Source organism: Rhodococcus sp. NPDC057014 (assembly GCF_042673295.1).
In the GTDB taxonomy this organism is placed as follows: Bacteria; Actinomycetota; Actinomycetes; order Mycobacteriales; family Mycobacteriaceae; genus Rhodococcus_F.
On sequence record NZ_JBHUSF010000092.1, the window covers coordinates 1 to 16,977 of the forward strand.

Sequence of the window (16,977 nt, forward strand, 5' to 3'; positions counted from 1 at the left end):
GGGGTTCCGGAAGGAACTCGCGGCGCTCGACGACCCCGCCGAGCGGGACGCGGCGTTCACGCAACTCGTCGACGCCGCCTACCAGCACGGGAAGGCACTCAACGCGGCGACGATCTTCGAACTCGACGACGTGATCGACCCGGCGGATACCCGCGCCTGGATCGTGCGGCTCCGCCGCCCGTGAGTACTTGTTAACCGCCGGACGTTAACAAGTACTCACAGGCGCGTCAGCGCACGACCCGACCACGTGCCCGCCCGCACCTGATCGATCACCGACACGACGTCGGCAATCGGGACCTCGTGCGTGATCGACTCGAGGCGGCTGGGTGCGAGGTCGGACGCGAGGCGGCCCCACAGTCGGCGCCGCTGGTCGATCGGGTACTGCACCGAGTCGATGCCGAGCAGGCTGACGCCGCGCAGGATGAACGGCAGGACCGTGGTCTCCAACTTCGGTCCGCCGGTCAGTCCACTGGCCGCCACGGCGCCGCCGTATTCGATGGTGCTGAGCACGTGGGCGAGGGTGGCGCCGCCGACACAGTCGACCGCGGCAGCCCACTGGGCCTTGCCGAGGGGACGCGGTTTCGTGTCGGGTTCGGGGAGGCGTCCGATCACCTTGCTCGCGCCCAGCTGGGTGAGCAGTTCCGCCTTCTCCGGCTTTCCGCTCGACGCGACCACCTCGAAGCCGGCCGCCGACAGCAGGTCGACGGCGACGGTGCCGACGCCGCCGCTCGCCCCGGTGACCAGCACCGGACCGTGGCCCGGCTCGACGCCGCGGGACTGCAGTGCCTCCACGCTCATCGCGGCCGTGAAACCGGCGGTCCCGATCGCGGCGGCGGTGCGGGTGGACATGCCGTCGAGTTTCACCACCCAGTCGGCCGGGACGCGGGCGAACTGCGCGTACCCGCCGTGCCGGGCGGTTCCGATGTCGTAACCGTGGGCGACGACCTTGTCACCGACCGCGAACTCCGGCGACTGCGACTCGGCGACGATGCCTGCGACGTCGATGCCGGGCACGATGGGATATTCGCGGACCACTCCGCCCTTCGGCGTCAGCGCCAGCGCATCCTTGAAGTTCACGCTGGAGTATTCGACCTGGATCGTGACCTCGCCCTGTGGCAGGAACGATTCGTCGACCGTCTCCGCGGAGAGGCCGATGGCGCCCTCGTTCTCGCGAGCGATCCAGGCGGTGAATTCCTTCATCAGCTTGCTCTCCTGACCTCGGGGGTGCGTCGAGACCATCATGCGACAACTGCGCCGCGTCGACGATGCCGGGGCGAGGATCCCGGGATCAGAACCTGAGGAGAACCTTGCTCGACGACGACGCGTCCTTGGCCGACGCGAACGCGGTGAGCGCGTCGGCTACGTCGTACTCGGCCGTGATGATCGGATCGACCGCCAGCGAGCCGTCGGCGAGAGCGGCCACGACCTCGTCGATCTCGTCGTTGAACCGGAACGAACCGATCAGGTCCAGTTCCCGGGTGATCGCGATCGAGACGGGTACCGGCTGATCACCGGAGGGAAGCAGTCCGACCATCACGACCCGGCCGCCGCGCGCGGTCCCGTGGATCGCCGACGACAGACCGCGGTGGTTGCCGGAGCATTCGATGGTGACGTCTGCTCCGACCGCCGCGACCGCGCCGGCGTCGGTGGCCGTGAGGGTCACGTCCGCGCCTACGTCGCGCGCGATCTTCAGCGGGTACTCGTGCATGTCCACCGCCGTGATCTTCCCGGCGCCCGCTCGCTTCAGTACCGCCACGACGAGCGCGCCGATCGGACCGGCACCGATGACCAGGACCGACCGGCCCGCCACGTCCCCGGCCCGCGCGACCGCGTGCCACGCCACGCTCGCCGGCTCGGCCAAGGAGGCGAGCCGCAGATCGAGCCCGGACGGGAGGACCCGCAGCATGCGGGTCGGGACGGCGACGTGGCTGACGAACAACCCGTCCGCGTGCGGAAAGTGCGCCGCACTGCCCAGGTACGTGCATCCGGGGGAAATGTTGGGGCGGTCGGCCGGATACGTCGTACTGTCGCCGCCGGGTGTCGCGGGATGGATGGTGACGGGTGCGCCGGGCCGGGGACCGCTGCCGTCCGCCGCGCCGATCAGCACCGTGCCCGACGCCTCGTGCCCGAGCCGCATCGGTGCGCGGAGGATCGACTCGCCTGCGGCGCCGTGCTGCCAGTAGTGGAGGTCGGATCCGCAGATTCCGCCGTAGGCGATGCGGATCACCGCCTCGTCCGGCTTCGGTGCGGCGATCGGCACGTCCTCGACGCGCAGGTCGTTCGCGCCGTGGGCGACGACCGCCTGCGCATGCGTCGGAATCTCGATCGTTTCCGTGCCGGTGGTCTCGGTGGTGTTCATCGGTGAAGTCCAGTTCTGTCGGAGATGGGAGCTTGTCATCTGGTGACGGGTTCCGCGGTGGTGAGGAGTCCGAGTTCGTCCCTGCGCGGCATGCCCTCCCAGTCGCCGGACACGGTGCACGCGAAGGCCCCCACGGTCACAGCGGTCCTCAGACGGTCGCCGGGTGACTCTCCCGCGAGGCGGTCCGCGATGTAACCGGCGACGAAACCGTCTCCGGCCCCGACGGAGTCGACGACGGTCACCGGCACCGCCGGCAGGGAGAACGTCTCGCCGTCGACCATCGCGAGGCACCCCTGGTCTCCCAGTTTCAGGATGCTTTCGCGGGGACCCAGGTCGCGGACACGCTCGACGAGTTCTGCGGGGTCGCCGTCGCCCACCGCGATCGCGGCCTCGTCCTCACCGGCGAAGACGATGTCCGACAACGCGATCAGCTCGCGGAAGACGGGACCCGCTTCTTCCGGCGACCACAGCGCACGGCGGTAGTTGAGATCGAACGACACCGGAATACCCAGTGCGCGTGCCCGTTCGACGCAGTACAGAGTGGTCTTCCTGGCGCTGTCGGACAGGGCCGGGGTGATGCCGGTGACATGCAGCAGCGACGCCGACTCGAGACGGTCGTCCGCGATGTCCGACATCGTGAGCCGCGACCCTGCGCTGCCGGTCCGGTAGTACCAGACGCGGGTGGCGGTGGCGGTTCGCCGCTCCTTCACCATCAGTCCGGTCGGGGCGTCCGGATCGCGGATGACGTCTGCGGTGATTCCCTCGGCCCGGAGTTCACGCTCGACCAGATCACCCAGGCTGTCCTGGCCGACGCGCCCGACCCAGGCGACGTCCACGCCGAGCCGTCGTAGCGCGATCGCGAAGTTCGTTTCGGCCCCGCCGATTCCCAGGTGCAGCGTCGAGGTGTGGGCGAGTGCACCGGTGTCCGCCGCTCGGGTGAGTGCCATGGTTTCGCCGAACGTCAGTACCGTCATCACGCGACCGCCGGTTCTGCGACGACGCCCGCGAGGCGCCGGCATCGTTCGGCCAGCTGACCGAGGTCCCCACCGAGGAGTGCGTCCCCGATCAGGGGGCCGCCGAGGCTGACCGACGCCGCACCGGCGGCCATCCACGCGGGGACGTCCTCGATGCTCACCCCACCCGACGGGACGACCTGGATGTCGGGGAATGGCCCGCGCAGGTGCGCGATGTACTCCGGGCCGACGACCGATGCAGGGAACAACTTCACGGCGGTCGCACCCGCGTTCCATCCGTTCCACAGCTCGGTCGGGGTGAATCCGCCCGGGTAGATCGGGACACCAGCCCGCACGGCCGTGGCGATGACGTCGAGGTTGGTGGTCGGTGTCACGAGGAAGTCGGCACCCACGTCGAGGGCGGCCCGGGCCTGGTCGGCGGTGGTGACCGTCCCGACCCCGATCTCGACGCCGTCCGGTGCGTCGCGCCGGATGCTGCGCAGGGAGTCGAGGGTGCCCGGTGTGCTCATCGTCAGCTCGACGGCCCGCACCCCGTTCTCGGCGAGGACGGTCACCACCGGGGCGTAGAGGTCGGCGTGCGCGGCGCGCAGCACCGCGATGACGGAGGAGGTCATGCCGCCGTCACCTCGCGATCGGTGGCGTTGGCGGCCAGCGTGAGGTCGCGGTCGCGGGTTTCCGGTGCCATCGTCGAGGCGATCAGAACGGTCACGGCCATCACGATCATGTAGACCGCGACGGGGATCCAGGAGCCGGAGAAGGCCGTGACGAGGGCCGCACAGATGAGGGGTGCGACACCGCCGCCGAAGATCGACGCGAATTCACGTCCGAGAGTGACGCCGGCGTAGCGGTAGCGGGAGCCGAAGATCTCCGGGAAGTAGCTCATGGTGACGCCGACCGCGCCCTGGCAGGCCAGGATGAAGCCGACGATCATCGCCATCGTGATCAACAGGTGCGAGCCGGTGTTCAGAGCCAGGAAGGTCGGCACCGGCAGGATGATCAGAGCGATCACGATCGAGAGGTACACCGGCTTGCGGCCCACCCGATCGGACAGCCGACCGAACCCGTAGGCCGCAATGCCGCCGCAGATGGCCCCGACCAGCAGCACCTTGGGAATGAACGTGGGGTCGACGTGCACGTCGTTCTTGAGGTACGACGCCATGAACACCTGGTACGTGTACGACTGCGCGCTGATGCCGATCGTCATGAACATGACGATGAACAGCGGCTTCTTGCCGTTCGCGAAGATCTCCTTCACGGGCGTCTTCGGAACGTGGTGCTGCTCCTTGAGTTCCTGGAACACCGGGCTCTCGTTGAGCTTGCGACGGATGACGAAGGCGGCGACAGTCACGAGCAGACTGCTGATGAAGACGAGCCGCCAACCCCAGGACATGAGCTGCTCCTCCGGCAGGAGCTGCGCGGCGATCCACGCGACTGCGCCGAGCGCCGTGCCCAGCGCGGCCCCGGTCATCACCAGCGCGGCGAGCCGGCCTCTCCTGCCGATCTGCGCTGTCTCCGTCAGAAGGGTTGCACCACCGGACTGTTCGGCGCCCGCGCCGAATCCCTGGAAGAATCGGCACGCGACGAGGAGAGCGGGTGCGAGCAGCCCGACCTGACTGTAGGTGGGCAAAAGACCGATACCCAGTGTCGCGCCGCCCATCAGCATCAGGGTCGCGACGAGCACCCATTTGCGGCCGAGACGCTCGCCGTAGCGCGAGAAGAACAGGCCGCCGAGCGGTCGGGCGAGGAACCCGACGGCGTAGGCGCTGAAGCTCGCGAGGATGCCCGCCGCGGGCGAGATGTTCGGAAAGAACAGTGTGTTGAAGATCAGCGCCGAGGCGGTGCCGTAGATGACGAAGTCGTACTGCTCGAGTGTGGTGCCGATGAGTCCCGCCCACGCCGCCCGGCGGACTGCGGCCGGGTCTGCCTGGGGTGTACCGCCTGCGCGGCCGGGTGTTTTCGGGTTCACCGTGGGGTCGAGTGTAGTGTCCATGGATTCCTCCATTGGTGGTTCCCGGAAATTCCGGGCAGGGGTGAGAGAGTCAGATGGTCGCCCTGGACTGCAGCGTGATCGCGCCGAGGTCCGGGACCGGGGCGGATGCTTCACCGGCGGCGACAGCCGGCCCGTGGCGGACGATGATGTCGACGAAGTCGGCAATCCGCGAGACGAACTCGGTGTGCGCAGCGAGAACGCTGGGAAACAGGCCTCCGTCGACGAAGACGGAGCGAACGAATTCTGTAGTGGAAGCGGCGTTGTCGGCCATTCCTGCCAGGCGCGGTCGAGCGGGGTCGGTCATGGATCGTGCGTGTGGGCCGGGGTCGAACCCAGGCAGCGGGGCGATGCAGGCGAGATACGCCGCCACGGTCAGAGCAAGGAACTGCGGGACGTCACCGCGGCCGAGGTGTTCGAGCGCAGGGATCGGGATACGCTGCGCCAATTTGACCGATCCGTCGGAGCCGACCTGCGAGGTGCGGTGTCCCAGAGCGGTATTGGACCAACGTGAAAAGAGTTGCCGGATGTAGTCGTCCGTGTCGACCGCTTCGGGAACGGCGACTGTCGGCAGGTATTCGTCGCACAGGATGCGGCGCGCCGCGTCCTCGACGAACGGTCGTGCCACGGACTCGGGGATGGTGGCACACCCGTCGAGTGCGCCGAGGTACGCGATGAGCGAATGCGTCCCGTTGAGCAGCCGGACCTTCATCAGCTCGTACGGCTCGACGTCGTCGGTGAACAGCGCGCCGCCGTGCTCCCAGGCGGGACGGCCGGCGGCGAACTTGTCCTCCATCACCCACATCGTGAACGGTTCGGCGGGGACGGCGATCGTGTCCCGCACGCCGAGGTGCGTCAGGGCCGTCTCGTTGTATCGGTCCGAACTGGAGGGCACGATGCGGTCCACCATCGAATTGGGGAACGTCGCGGACGCATCCATCCAGGTCAGTACCTCCTCACGGAGGGGTGCCCCGAAGGTGCCGACGAACTCGCGCACGAGCCGTTCGGTCTGCCGCCCGTTTGCCAGCAGGTTGTCGCAGCTGAGGATGGTGATCGGGGTGCCGTGTGTGCTCGCCCGCAGGGCCAGTGCGCGGGCGATCTGTCCGATCGTCGTGCGCGGCGTCGAGGCCTCGGCGAGATCACGCCGGACGGCGTCGGAGTCGAGGTCGAGGGATCCGGTCTCGGGAGACACGGTATACCCGTGTTCGGTCACGGTGATCGTCACGATCTTCGTTGCCGGATCCGCGATCGCGTGGACGACGGACTCCGGATCCTGTTCGGCCACCAGGGTCCCGGTATGGGAGCCGGGAACACTGACACGCGATCCACCGGGCGAGATCTCGACGACGCTGTAGAGCAGATCCTGCGCCGTCATCGCATCGGCGACGGCGCTCGACCGGCTCGCCACACCGAGGATCCCCCACGGACCGGGTTCGCGTTCGAGTGCCAGCGCGGTGTAGACGGCCTGGTGGGCACGGTGGAAGTTGCCGAGCCCCAGGTGCACGATCCCGGTACCTTCCGGCACCCGCCGGTGGATCAGTGCCGCAGCAGAAACGTTTCGGCGTGAGAGTGGGTGTTCGGTCATGCTCGTCACCAATCCGTCATGGAACCGTCGCGGCGCCGGGCCACTGGGAGGTAGGCCTGTTCGTAGGGATACTTCGCCGCGAGTTCCTCGTTCATCGTCACTCCGACACCCGGTGCGTCACCCGGGGTGAGATGGCCGTCCGCGAACGACCACGCGTGCGGGAAGACCTCACTGACGAGCGGGTCGTAGCCCATGTATTCCTGAATTCCGAAGTTCGGCGTCGCCAGTCCGAGATGCAGGCTCGCGCCCAGGGAGATCGGCGAGACGTCCGACGGGCCGTGCGGTCCGCCGCGCACCTGATACACCTCGGCGAGCGCAAATATCTTGCGGACGTGGCTGATTCCGCCGGCGTGGACGATCGCCACGCGAATGAAGTCGATCAGTTGCTCGGTGATCAGGTGCTGGCAATCCCAGATCGTGTTGAAGACCTCGCCGATCGCCAGCGGCGTCGTGGTGTGGTTGCGCACCAGACGCAACGCGTCCTGGTTCTCGGCCGTCGTGACGTCCTCGAGCCAGAACAGATTCACCGGCTCGAGCGATTTGCCGAGCCGCGCGGCCTGCTGCGGGGTGAGTCGATGGTGGGCGTCGTGCAGCAACTTGAGGTCGGGGCCGACATGGTCCCGGACCGCCGCGAGAACCCCGGGCACATGATTGAGGTAGGCGTCCGTGTCCCACACTTCTTCGACCGGGAGTGCCCCGCGGCTCGCGGGCTCGTATCCCGCCGCCCCCTTGTGCACGCCGTAGACCGAATCGAGTCCGGGCACCCCGGACTGCACACGAATCGCCTGAAAGCCCCTCTCCCGCTTGGCATCGACGGAGTCGAGCAGCGCGGGCACGTCCCACCCGGTGGCGTGGGTGTAGGACAGGACGCGGTCACGCACGGCACCGCCGAGCAACTGGTAGACGGGCTGGCCGAGCGTCTTGCCCTTGATGTCCCACAGCGCCACGTCGACCGCGCCGATCGCGGCCATCGTGACCGGCCCTCGGCGCCAGTACACCCCACGGTAGAGGTACTGCCAGGTGTCCTCGATCCGCGTCGCATCTCGTCCGATCAGTAAGGGAGCGACATGGTCTCGCAGATACGACGCGACGGACAGTTCGCGGCCGTTCAGTGTCGCATCACCGTAACCGACGACGCCGTCGGCGGTGGTGATCTTCAGGGTGACGAAATTGCGGGTGGGGCTGCAGACCAGCACGTCCGCGGAGATGATCTTGTCGGTCATGCCCGTGATCCTTTGGCTCCGACCGCGGGAGCAACGACGTTGCGCAACTGCTCCCCGCGTGCGAGTCGGGTGATGTTGCCGGTGATGTCGTCGACGCGGCCGAGAAACGTCTGCCGCGACACCCCGGAAGAATGCGGTGTCATCATGGTGTTGGGGAGTTCGGAGAACGGGAGGGCACTGGGCGCACCTCGACCGTCGGCTCCGGGATAGTCGTACCAGACGTCGATGGCCGCAGCCGCGATGGTCGACGAGGACAGCGCGTCGAACAGTGCCTGCTCCTGGACGAGTGGTCCGCGGCCCACGTTCACCAGCACACCGTCGCTGCCGAGCGCGCGCAATTCCTCGGCGCCGATCATGCCCCGTGTCCGGTCGTCGAGCGGTGCGGACACCACGACGACGTCGGACTCGGCGAGCAGGCGCTCGAGTTGGGACACATCGGCTGCCCAGTCCAACCCCTCACCCGTCGCATCGACGTTGCCACGGCCGGTCACGGCCGCTCCTGTCGCGCCGAATGCCCGGAACAGATTCCACGTGGCGTTGCCGATGTGGCCGAAACCCACGAAACCCACCCGCGCACCCTGCAGTGAATTCGACTGCGTGAGGCGGTCGTCGTAGACCGACGTCGCCCACACCCCGCGCCGCAGGGCCGCGTCCTGGGCGACGAAGCCGCGCCGAAGCATCACTGCGGCCGCCACGACGTATTCCGCGATCGACTTCTCGTGGTGGAAGGTATTCGCCACCAGCACGTCGGGGGCCAGGGCGCCGAACGAGATGTTGTCCGTGCCGGCGCCGGCGACGTGGACGAGCCGCAGCGTGGTCGCGGACGACGCCATCGACGGCGTGAACTTTCCCCCGACGTACACGTCGGCGTCACGCAGATCCTCGATCAGGGCGGCCTCGTCGAAACTGGCGTGCCAGGACAGTTGCGATCCTGTGGGAACCGCGGCATCGAACCGCGCCCGGTGTGGGATCAGATTACTGTCGGCGACAACGATTTTCATCTAACGGCTCTCTTTTCCGGGGCGAAACACCCGATCGTGCGACGGTCCGGCCGACGCACGGACGACAAGTTGTGTGGGGAGGTGAACTTCACGGACGTCGGAATCCGGTTCGCCGGCGCGCTGGTACACCAGGTCGAGACTCAGCACGCCGGCTCTCGCCATGGGCACGTTGACACTCGTGAGCGCGGGGTTGGCGAGCTCGGCCAGCGGTGAGTCGTCGATGCCGACGACGCTCAGGTCGTCCGGGACCGAGAAGCCCATTGCGCGGACGCCGTTCATCACACCGATCGCCATCGGATCGTTGTGGGTGATCACGGCGCTCGCACCGGTCGCGATCACGCTCGCGGCCGCGGCATGACCACCAGCGAGGGTCTCCTGCTGCCAGCCGAGCAGGCTCAGCTGCACATCGCGGGACTTGCAGAATTCCTCGACCGCGGCGACGCGGCGCTGATTCGACCAGGACTGCGGCGAGCCCTGGACGTAGGCGAGGTGCTCGTGCCCGAGGGCGACGAGGTAGTCGATGGTCTGACGAAGCCCGTCCTCGGAATCCGCCACGATGCAATCGCATTCGGGCGAGGACCGGTTGACGAGCACCAGTGGGGTGTCGCCGGCAAGCTGCACGATGTCGGAGGCGGGCAGTCGCGGCGCGCAGACGACGAGTGCGTCGACACGACCCTGCAATTCGCCGAGGACCTCGCGCTCACGATCCGCGCTGCCGTCCGTGTCGGTGAGGAGCACGGTCTGCCGCCGGTGCCACCCCTGAGCCTGCGCCGCCTTCACGAAACTCGCGAACACCGTGTGCCCGATGTCGGGCACCACGACCGCGACAGTGGTCGCCGTCGGCCTCACGGCGTCGTTGCGTGTCGGCGACGCCGCCCGGTAGCCGATCTCGTCGGCGACCGCGATGATCCGCGCGAGAGTGTCCGGTCCGATCCGGTCCGGGGCACTGAACGCCCGCGATGCGGTGGACAGGGATACCCCTGCGCGTTGAGCGACCTCGGTCAAGGTGGGTGCCACGGTGCTACCGCCTCGCTGTTCGTTGTGACTGCCGACACACACTATTCACCCGCTTGCGCAAGATTGTCAAGCCTTGCGCAAGACTTGCGGCAACTGTTGTGCGCCGTGCGCGGTCACACGTCCAGGAGTGACAACAGCCGATCGGATTCGAACAGCGCGTCCCGGTCGAACGTGGACGTCGAGGCCAGGAGTTCGTCGGCGCCGGTGCGCGCCCTCAGCGCGTCGAGCGCGACCGTCACCTGTTCGGCGTCGCCGTGGATCGACGACGCGATCGTGGCGTCGACCTGTTCGCGCAGCCGCGGGGTCCAGGGCTGCGTGCGTATGTCCGCGACCGATTCGAGCGGCGGGAACTCGCCGGTCCGGCTCGATTGCGCCAGCGCCCACGCCTCCGGGAGCAGCAGTTCGCGGGCCCGGTCGTCGTTCTCGGCGATCATGACCTCGAGCGAGATCATCACGTACGGGTTCCGGTTAGCGGCGGACGGGACGAAACTGTCGCGGTACCGGTCGAGTTCCGGAACGCTCGCGCCCGACCCGTGGAGGATCGGCCCGCCCACCACCACCGGCAGACCGGCCTTCGCGGCGAAGTCGAGTCCGCGGCGCGTGGCGAGAACGAACATCGACGGGGGGCTCGCCACCTGGGGCCGGGCCGTCACGGTGCCCTTGCCCTCGAGGTAGTTCCGCACCTCGTCGAGGTCGTCCGCGAACGTGTCGGGGGCGTGGCGGTCGCGTCGCAGTGCCTCCCGCACCGGCTTGGTGAATCCCAGGGACCGCCCGACCCCCAGGTCGATGCGGCCCGGGTACATGGCCTCGAGCACCAGGAACTGTTCGGCCACCACCAACGGCTGGTGGTTCGGCAGCATTACACCACCCGAACCCAACCGGATCCGGCTGGTGCGGGCGCCGAGGGCCGCGAGCAGCACGGGCGGCGACCCGCTCGCGATGCCCGGCACGGCGTGGTGCTCGGCCACCCAGAACCGCTCGAATCCGAGGTGTTCGGCGTGCACCGCCCGCTCGATCGTTCCGGTGAGCGCGGCAGAGTCGGGCGCACCGCGGCGCGTGCGGGACCGGTCCAGAATCGAGAGCTTCACCTCCGGGGGAACCGCCGCCCTGCCGGCGGTATTTCCTCACCCCGTCCGCACTCGGTGGACCGGTGTGCCCGCTTCGCTGACATACTGACCGCCGCAGGATCCACGATCGCCAGGAGGTCAATGGTGAGCAGCACAGGGACTATGTCGTTCTCGCTGGACGTCACGTCGCGGTCCGCAGCGCAGATGCGGGAGTGCGCAGAGTTCTTCAGCGAGCCCGAGCTGGCCCACCTGCCCACCGCCCGCCTCGCGGACGCGCTGGAGTCGCTGGCCGAGACGGGCCGCTACGAGCACACCGTGGAGGAACTGGAAGTCGGTTCGCAGCTGGCGTGGCGCAATCACGCCCGCTGCGTCGGTCGCAAGCACTGGCGCACGCTGAAGCTGATCGATGCCCGCCACGCCACCACCGCGGACGAGATTGCGGAGGCGTGCTGGGAGCACCTGCGGGTCGCGACGAACGGGGGCGCGCTGCGCTCGGTCATCACGGTCGGTCCCCTACCGCTGGCGGACGGACGCGAGTACAAGATCGTCAGCCCGCAACTGATCCGCTACGCCGGCTACCGCCACGCGGACGGGACGGTGACCGGGGACCCCGCCCAGGTCGGTATCACCGAGGCGGTGACGAAGATGGGGTGGCGGGGCGCAGGCACGCCGTTCGACGTGCTGCCGCTGCTGGTGAGCACCCCCGACGAGACGCTGCGCTGGTACGAGATTCCATCCGAGCTGGTGCTCGAGGTCGAGATCGAGCACCCCGACTACGCCTGGTTCGCCGATCTCGGTCTCAAATGGCATGCCGTGCCTGCCGTGTCGAACATGCACTTCTCGGTCGGCGGGCTGACCTACCCACTCGCCCCGTTCAGTGGCTGGTACGTGAGCACCGAGGTCGGGGCCCGCAACCTCAGCGACCAGGATCGCTACGACATGCTGCCGGCCATCGCCGAGAAGCTGTGCCTGGACACGTCCTCGGAGCGAACGCTGTGGCGCGACCGGGCACTGGTCGAACTGAACCGCGCCGTGATCCACAGTTACCGGCAGTCCGGGGTGCACATGGTCGATCACCACACCGTCGCCAAGCAGTTCATCAGCCATGTCGAACGCGAGGAATCGCTGGGCCGGAAGTGCCCCACCGACTGGTCGTGGATCAACCCACCGATGTCGGCGGCGCTCACCCCGACGTTCCACCGGCTCTACGACGCGCCCGACATGGACATTCGCCCCAACTTTCTCCCGGCGCCCACGACGTCGGGGTGTCCGATCACCGGCGGGAACCTGTAGGACGTCGGCCCGACGCCCTGCCCGGTCAACCGCGGTAGGGCGGGGCGACGCCCCAACCCCAGTGCGGGACGGGTGCGTGCTCGACCACCTCGGCTCCCGGACTCGAATTCTGCAGGGCGAGCCGGGTCCCCCACTCGACGTATGCCATGAAGGCCGAGCGGAATTCGGGGTCGGACGGCAGGGCCGCGTCGTCAGCGGCGAGACTCATGGTCGCGGCGAAGCGGTGCCGCTGTTCCGGCGTGATGCCGAGACCGATGTGGTGCCGCAACATCCGTTCGTAGCCGCCGAGGGTTTCGGTGTATCGCGGCGGGCCGCCGAACACCTCGCACCACCACAGGGTGACGTTGCGGCGATGCTCCTCGTGGACGCCGCCGGCGAACATCGGCGACAGCAGTTCGTCGCGCTCCACCCGGTCGTAGAAGGCGTCGATCAGCCGCCGGAACGACTGCTCACCGCCCGCCCACTCGTATAGGGACGGGGTGTCCTGATCACTCATGCGAGCTCCCGATTTCCGTCGTCTCTCCATTACAATACACATCAGTATTGGATTGAAAAGAGGTTCGAGCATGAGTGTGGCCGGGCGCAGTCGCGACACCGACATCGACACCCGGGTGCTGAGAGTTGCGGGCCGACAACTGTCCCGGGCCGGCTACGACGCGATGTCGCTCGCCGCGATCGCGGCCGAGGCCGGCACCACCCGCCAGGCGCTGTACCGCCGGTGGGCGACGAAGGCAGAGTTGGCCGCCGCCGTCGTGGCGCAGTTGGCCGACGAGGAGACCGGCCGGTCGTCGGCGGACCCGTTCGGTGATCTGGTTCGCGAACTGGCCGACTTCCAGCGCGGGGTGTCGCGCACCGGCCGGCTGTCGCTGGTCGGGACGATGCTGCAGGACACGACGGACGGCGACGTCCGCGCGCAGTACCGTGCCCGGGTGGTGGCACCGCGCCGCCGTCGTATCCGCGCCATCCTGGATCGCGCCGCGGAGCTGAAGATGATCGACGCCGACGCCGATCTCGAGGTCGCTGTCACGATGACCACGGGCAGTTGGTACGGCCGCGCCCTGGCCGGCGATCCACCTCCCGCGGACTGGCCTACCCGGACCGCGGCGCTGATCTGGCGGGCGGTCGGAGGAACGGTTTCCTCCTGACGTGCTCCCTACGCAGCGGACCGGCGGTCGCCCATGTTCCGCGACATCAGGACCCCGGCGAGGAGGAGGACACCCGTGATCGCGATGAACCATCCCGTGCGGTGTAGTCCGTCGTCGCCGATGACGTGACCGGCGGTGGCCTGCAGCACGACGGCCGACAGGTTCGCCCCGATGTACTGCACGGTGCGGTACATCCCGATCGCCGTGCCCACTTCCTCGACGGACGTGACCGAGCTGATCAGATTCTGGTTACCGATGTTGTTGAAACCGTTGGGGATTCCCAGCACTGCGGCCACCATGAGCAGCACGACGATCGGGGCGGTGCTGCTCTCCACCGAGGCGAGGAGCACCCCGCCGACCAGCAGCGCGCACGTTCCGACGGTGAGCGTTCGGCGCACCCCGTGCCTGCGGTACGTCCGGGACGCGAGCAGTGTGGAGCCGATACCGACGACGGCGACGGGCAGCATCGTCAGACCCGCCTCGGTGGCGCCCATCCCCCGGGAGTACTGCAGCCACTGCGGGATTCCGAAGAAGACGCAGTAGAAGGCCGTGTAGGTGAGGAGGGTCCGCGCGAGGGTCGCGCTGAGCGCCCGGTTCCGGGCCAGGGCCCGAACGTCGATGAACGGTTCGTCCGCCCGACGTTCCCACTGGACGAACAGGGCCAGCACCAGCGCCCACACAGGGATCAGCCACCACACCGGGTCGGTGGTGACCGACAGCAGGAACAGCATCGTGGACGAGATGAGCGCGAGGAACAGCAGGACCCCCACGACGTCGAGTGCGTGCACCAGCTGGCGCCGGCTGACCGACATGCCGCCGACGAAGCCGACGTTCGCGAATTTCGTGACCGCGATCGCGCTGAACAGAACGATCGGGAGGTTGATCCACATGATCGACTGCCAGCCGAACGCACCCACCAGTAGTCCGCCGAGCGTCGGGCCGAGCGCCACGACGGCCTGGCTGCAGATCGCGAGGGTCGTGATCGCGGTGCGCGGTTGCGCACCGTGCCGTTCCGCGTATCCGCGGATCATCGTCATCGCGTTGGGATACTGGGTGGCGGTGCCGATTCCGACGAGGATGCGGGAGAAGATCAGCCAGCCGACCGTGGGTGCAAGTAGACCGGCCACGGAGCCCAGCGCCACCAGTGCGAGTCCCCCGAGGTACACCTTCCGGGCGCCGAGGAGGGCGCCGAGTTTCCCCGCCATCGGCGCGGTGACGGCGGTGGCGATGTAGAGCGCGGAGATCACCCAGGTGATGCCGGACGACGAGCCGAACTGGGCGGCGATGCCGACGATCGCCACCGCGATCATCGACGAGTTCAGGGGTTGGAGGATGCTCCCGGTGGCGACGGATCCGCTGACCCGGAACGGTACGGACGGCGACTTCTGCGCGACAACGGTTTCGGTGACGGTCGCGCTCACGAGTTCATCAGTGACTCCCGCTGCGGCGCCGACTCGGGGGTTGCTGCGAGTCGGCGGAGCAGCCGTCCGGCGATGTAGAGGAGGTCGCGTTCAGCCTCGGTGCATTCGGTGGCGAGCGCCGCCGAGAGCCATTCGCTCCGCCGCGACCGGTCGGCGGTGAGGGTCTGCAATCCCTGCGCGGTGATCGCGACGATGCTCGCCCGCGCGTCCTGGGGGTCCACCGTGCGGGATACCATCCCGGAGTCCTCGAGGATCGAGACGGTCCGCGCGATGGACTGCGGCGCCACCTGCTCGAGATCGGCGAGGGCGCGGGCGCTCATCGGACCTTCCCGGTCGAGATGCGCGAGGGCCTGCAACTGCGAGGGCGTGAGCAGATGCCCGGAGCGCTGGGTCCGGATGCGGCGGGTGAACATGACGACGTCCTCGCGGAGTCGATCAGCCTTCTCGTCCATGTATTCGCCTCTCGTTCGCCGGTCGGATTCATTAGCCAGTCTAGCTGTTTTATTTTCGACAATCAATGCTTAAATTCCGGCACAAACCCGCGCTCCCAGCGTTGAACTTAGCCAGCAAGACTGCCTAATGAACGCTGGTTGGTCGAATTTCCGCAGGTCGGGCGGCACCCGCGGGCGTCTCACAGGAAACTCCGAGCCGATCGCTGGCAGTATGAGGAACGGCGAACGCTGATCGAGATCCGAAAGAAGGTGGTCGTGACTCTCCGCACACGGACAGCCGGCATCGTTGCCGTGGTGGCCCTGACGTTCCTGGCCACGGCATGCACCATCGGAGACGCCGGCACCTCGGCACCCCCGACCACCACCCAGGCCGCGCCCGCCACGATTGCCGTTACCGCGGCCGACGGCGCACCGATCAACCCGACCACCCCGATCGTGGTCACCGCCACCGGCGGGCGGCTGACCACCGTGACGGTCACGAATCCCGCGGACGCCGGCGCACCGGTCGCCGGTGCCCTCGCTCCCGACGGCACGAGTTGGACGAGCAGCGCGCCCCTCGGATACGGGTCCACGTACACGGTCGTCGCCGACGCAGCGAACCCCGACGGCGCCCCCGTCGAGCAGACGTTCACGGTGACGACGATGACTCCCAGCTCCACCGCGTATGCGAATGTCGTCCCGGCACCCGAGGTCGTCGCCGACACGGGCATCGGCGTCGGCCAGCCCATGGTCTTCCAGTTCACCGCTCCGGTCGCCAACAAGGCCGCGGTGCAGGAGCGACTGCACGTGACGACGACACCGCCGCAGCCCGGGGCCTGGTACTGGACCGACGACCAGAACGCGCACTACCGCGCCGCGAACTATTGGGCGCCGGGAACCAAGATCCACATCGAGGCGGACGTGTTCGGCGTCGACCTGGGCGACGGCGTCTTCGGCGCCGAGAACAATGCCGCCGACTACACGGTGCACGACTCGTGGGTCGCCAAGGCGGACGGGGCCAGCGAGGTGCTCACCGTGTTCCACAACGGTGTCCAGGAGACCTCGATGCCGATGAGTCTCGGCTCCCCCGACCACCCGTCGCACGAGGGCCCGCACGTGGTCTCCGACAAGCAGCAGAGCATCATCATGGACTCCTGCACGTACGGGGTCTGCGCCGGTGACCCCGACTACTACCGCGAGAAGGTCGACCTGAACCTCCGCATCTCGAACGACGGTGAGTTCGTCCACTCGGCGCCGTGGTCGGTCGGCGATCAGGGCAACAGCAACGTCTCCCACGGCTGCGTGAACCTGGCTCCGGCCAACGCCCAGTGGATGTTCGACCACTTCGGTATCGGCGACGTCGTCGAGATCACCAACTCGGGCGGACCGATCCTGCCCGTGTGGGACACGTACGGGGACTGGGAGGTCCCGTGGGCCGAGTGGCAGGCAGGTAACGCAACCGGATAGGAGGCGC

The 16,977-nt window shown here is 68.2% G+C and carries 17 protein-coding genes; 4 read left to right on the forward strand and 13 right to left on the reverse strand.

The window, feature by feature from the left end; genetic code table 11:
* A partial coding sequence (locus tag ACFTZB_RS19460; protein WP_378433588.1) for a hypothetical protein occupies window positions 1-184 on the forward strand: 184 nt, incomplete at its 5' end.
* A 32-nt stretch (window positions 185-216) separates the two neighbouring features.
* Here the strand turns inward: ACFTZB_RS19460 and ACFTZB_RS19465 are convergent.
* The 10 genes from ACFTZB_RS19465 to ACFTZB_RS19510 all read right to left on the reverse strand — a co-directional run bounded on the left by ACFTZB_RS19465 (window position 217) and on the right by ACFTZB_RS19510 (window position 11,234).
* Window positions 217-1,200: an MDR family oxidoreductase gene (locus ACFTZB_RS19465; protein WP_378433589.1), complete on the reverse strand. Its 984-nt coding sequence runs from the start codon at window positions 1,198-1,200 to the stop codon at window positions 217-219.
* An 88-nt stretch (window positions 1,201-1,288) separates the two neighbouring features.
* The gene (locus tag ACFTZB_RS19470) at window positions 1,289-2,359 is read right to left on the reverse strand and encodes an L-idonate 5-dehydrogenase (protein ID WP_378433590.1); all 1,071 of its coding nucleotides are present in this window, start codon (window positions 2,357-2,359) and stop codon (window positions 1,289-1,291) included.
* Window positions 2,360-2,394: 35 nt separating this feature from the next.
* Window positions 2,395-3,333 carry a sugar kinase gene (locus ACFTZB_RS19475; protein ID WP_378433591.1) on the reverse strand — a complete coding sequence of 313 codons (939 nt, stop codon included), beginning with the start codon at window positions 3,331-3,333 and terminating at the stop codon, window positions 2,395-2,397.
* Window positions 3,333-3,947, reverse strand: a complete 615-nt coding sequence (locus ACFTZB_RS19480) for a bifunctional 4-hydroxy-2-oxoglutarate aldolase/2-dehydro-3-deoxy-phosphogluconate aldolase (RefSeq protein WP_378433592.1) — start codon at window positions 3,945-3,947, stop codon at window positions 3,333-3,335. Before ACFTZB_RS19480 ends, ACFTZB_RS19475 begins: the two co-directional genes overlap by 1 nt.
* Entirely contained in the window at window positions 3,944-5,323 is a 1,380-nt protein-coding gene (locus ACFTZB_RS19485) for an MFS transporter (protein ID WP_378433593.1), read from the reverse strand. The genes ACFTZB_RS19480 and ACFTZB_RS19485 overlap by 4 nt, the downstream gene beginning before the upstream one ends.
* Window positions 5,324-5,372: 49 nt before the next feature.
* Window positions 5,373-6,905, reverse strand: coding sequence for a mannitol dehydrogenase family protein (locus tag ACFTZB_RS19490; protein WP_378433594.1), 1,533 nt, complete (start codon window positions 6,903-6,905; stop codon window positions 5,373-5,375).
* Between the two features lie 5 nt (window positions 6,906-6,910).
* On the reverse strand, window positions 6,911-8,128 hold the full coding sequence (manD, locus tag ACFTZB_RS19495) for a D-mannonate dehydratase ManD (protein WP_378433595.1): 1,218 nt from the start codon (window positions 8,126-8,128) through the stop codon (window positions 6,911-6,913).
* Window positions 8,125-9,129, reverse strand: coding sequence for a 2-hydroxyacid dehydrogenase (locus ACFTZB_RS19500; protein WP_378433596.1), 1,005 nt, complete (start codon window positions 9,127-9,129; stop codon window positions 8,125-8,127). Before ACFTZB_RS19500 ends, manD begins: the two co-directional genes overlap by 4 nt.
* On the reverse strand, window positions 9,130-10,146 hold the full coding sequence (locus tag ACFTZB_RS19505; protein WP_378433597.1) for a LacI family DNA-binding transcriptional regulator: 1,017 nt from the start codon (window positions 10,144-10,146) through the stop codon (window positions 9,130-9,132).
* A 113-nt stretch (window positions 10,147-10,259) separates the two neighbouring features.
* On the reverse strand, window positions 10,260-11,234 hold the full coding sequence (locus tag ACFTZB_RS19510) for an LLM class flavin-dependent oxidoreductase (protein ID WP_378433598.1): 975 nt from the start codon (window positions 11,232-11,234) through the stop codon (window positions 10,260-10,262).
* A 141-nt stretch (window positions 11,235-11,375) separates the two neighbouring features.
* Between ACFTZB_RS19510 and ACFTZB_RS19515 the strand changes: the two genes are divergently transcribed.
* Window positions 11,376-12,506, forward strand: a complete 1,131-nt coding sequence (locus ACFTZB_RS19515; protein WP_378433612.1) for a nitric oxide synthase oxygenase — start codon at window positions 11,376-11,378, stop codon at window positions 12,504-12,506.
* A 25-nt stretch (window positions 12,507-12,531) separates the two neighbouring features.
* Here the strand turns inward: ACFTZB_RS19515 and ACFTZB_RS19520 are convergent, their stop codons facing one another.
* Window positions 12,532-13,002, reverse strand: a complete 471-nt coding sequence (locus ACFTZB_RS19520; RefSeq protein ID WP_378433599.1) for a group II truncated hemoglobin — start codon at window positions 13,000-13,002, stop codon at window positions 12,532-12,534.
* Between the two features lie 70 nt (window positions 13,003-13,072).
* Here ACFTZB_RS19520 and ACFTZB_RS19525 point away from each other — a divergent pair, with 70 nt between their 5' ends.
* Window positions 13,073-13,651, forward strand: coding sequence for a helix-turn-helix domain-containing protein (locus tag ACFTZB_RS19525; RefSeq protein ID WP_378433600.1), 579 nt, complete (start codon window positions 13,073-13,075; stop codon window positions 13,649-13,651).
* An 8-nt stretch (window positions 13,652-13,659) separates the two neighbouring features.
* Here the strand turns inward: ACFTZB_RS19525 and ACFTZB_RS19530 are convergent, their stop codons facing one another.
* Both ACFTZB_RS19530 and ACFTZB_RS19535 read right to left on the reverse strand, forming a co-directional pair.
* Complete coding sequence (locus ACFTZB_RS19530) at window positions 13,660-15,072, reverse strand: MFS transporter (protein WP_378433601.1); 1,413 nt, start codon at window positions 15,070-15,072, stop codon at window positions 13,660-13,662.
* Window positions 15,069-15,524, reverse strand: a complete 456-nt coding sequence (locus ACFTZB_RS19535) for a MarR family winged helix-turn-helix transcriptional regulator (protein ID WP_378433602.1) — start codon at window positions 15,522-15,524, stop codon at window positions 15,069-15,071. The genes ACFTZB_RS19530 and ACFTZB_RS19535 overlap by 4 nt, the downstream gene beginning before the upstream one ends.
* 249 nt (window positions 15,525-15,773) lie before the next feature.
* Here ACFTZB_RS19535 and ACFTZB_RS19540 point away from each other — a divergent pair, with 249 nt between their 5' ends.
* The gene (locus tag ACFTZB_RS19540; RefSeq protein ID WP_378433603.1) at window positions 15,774-16,970 is read left to right on the forward strand and encodes an Ig-like domain-containing protein; all 1,197 of its coding nucleotides are present in this window, start codon (window positions 15,774-15,776) and stop codon (window positions 16,968-16,970) included.
* Window positions 16,971-16,977 lie beyond the last annotated feature (7 nt).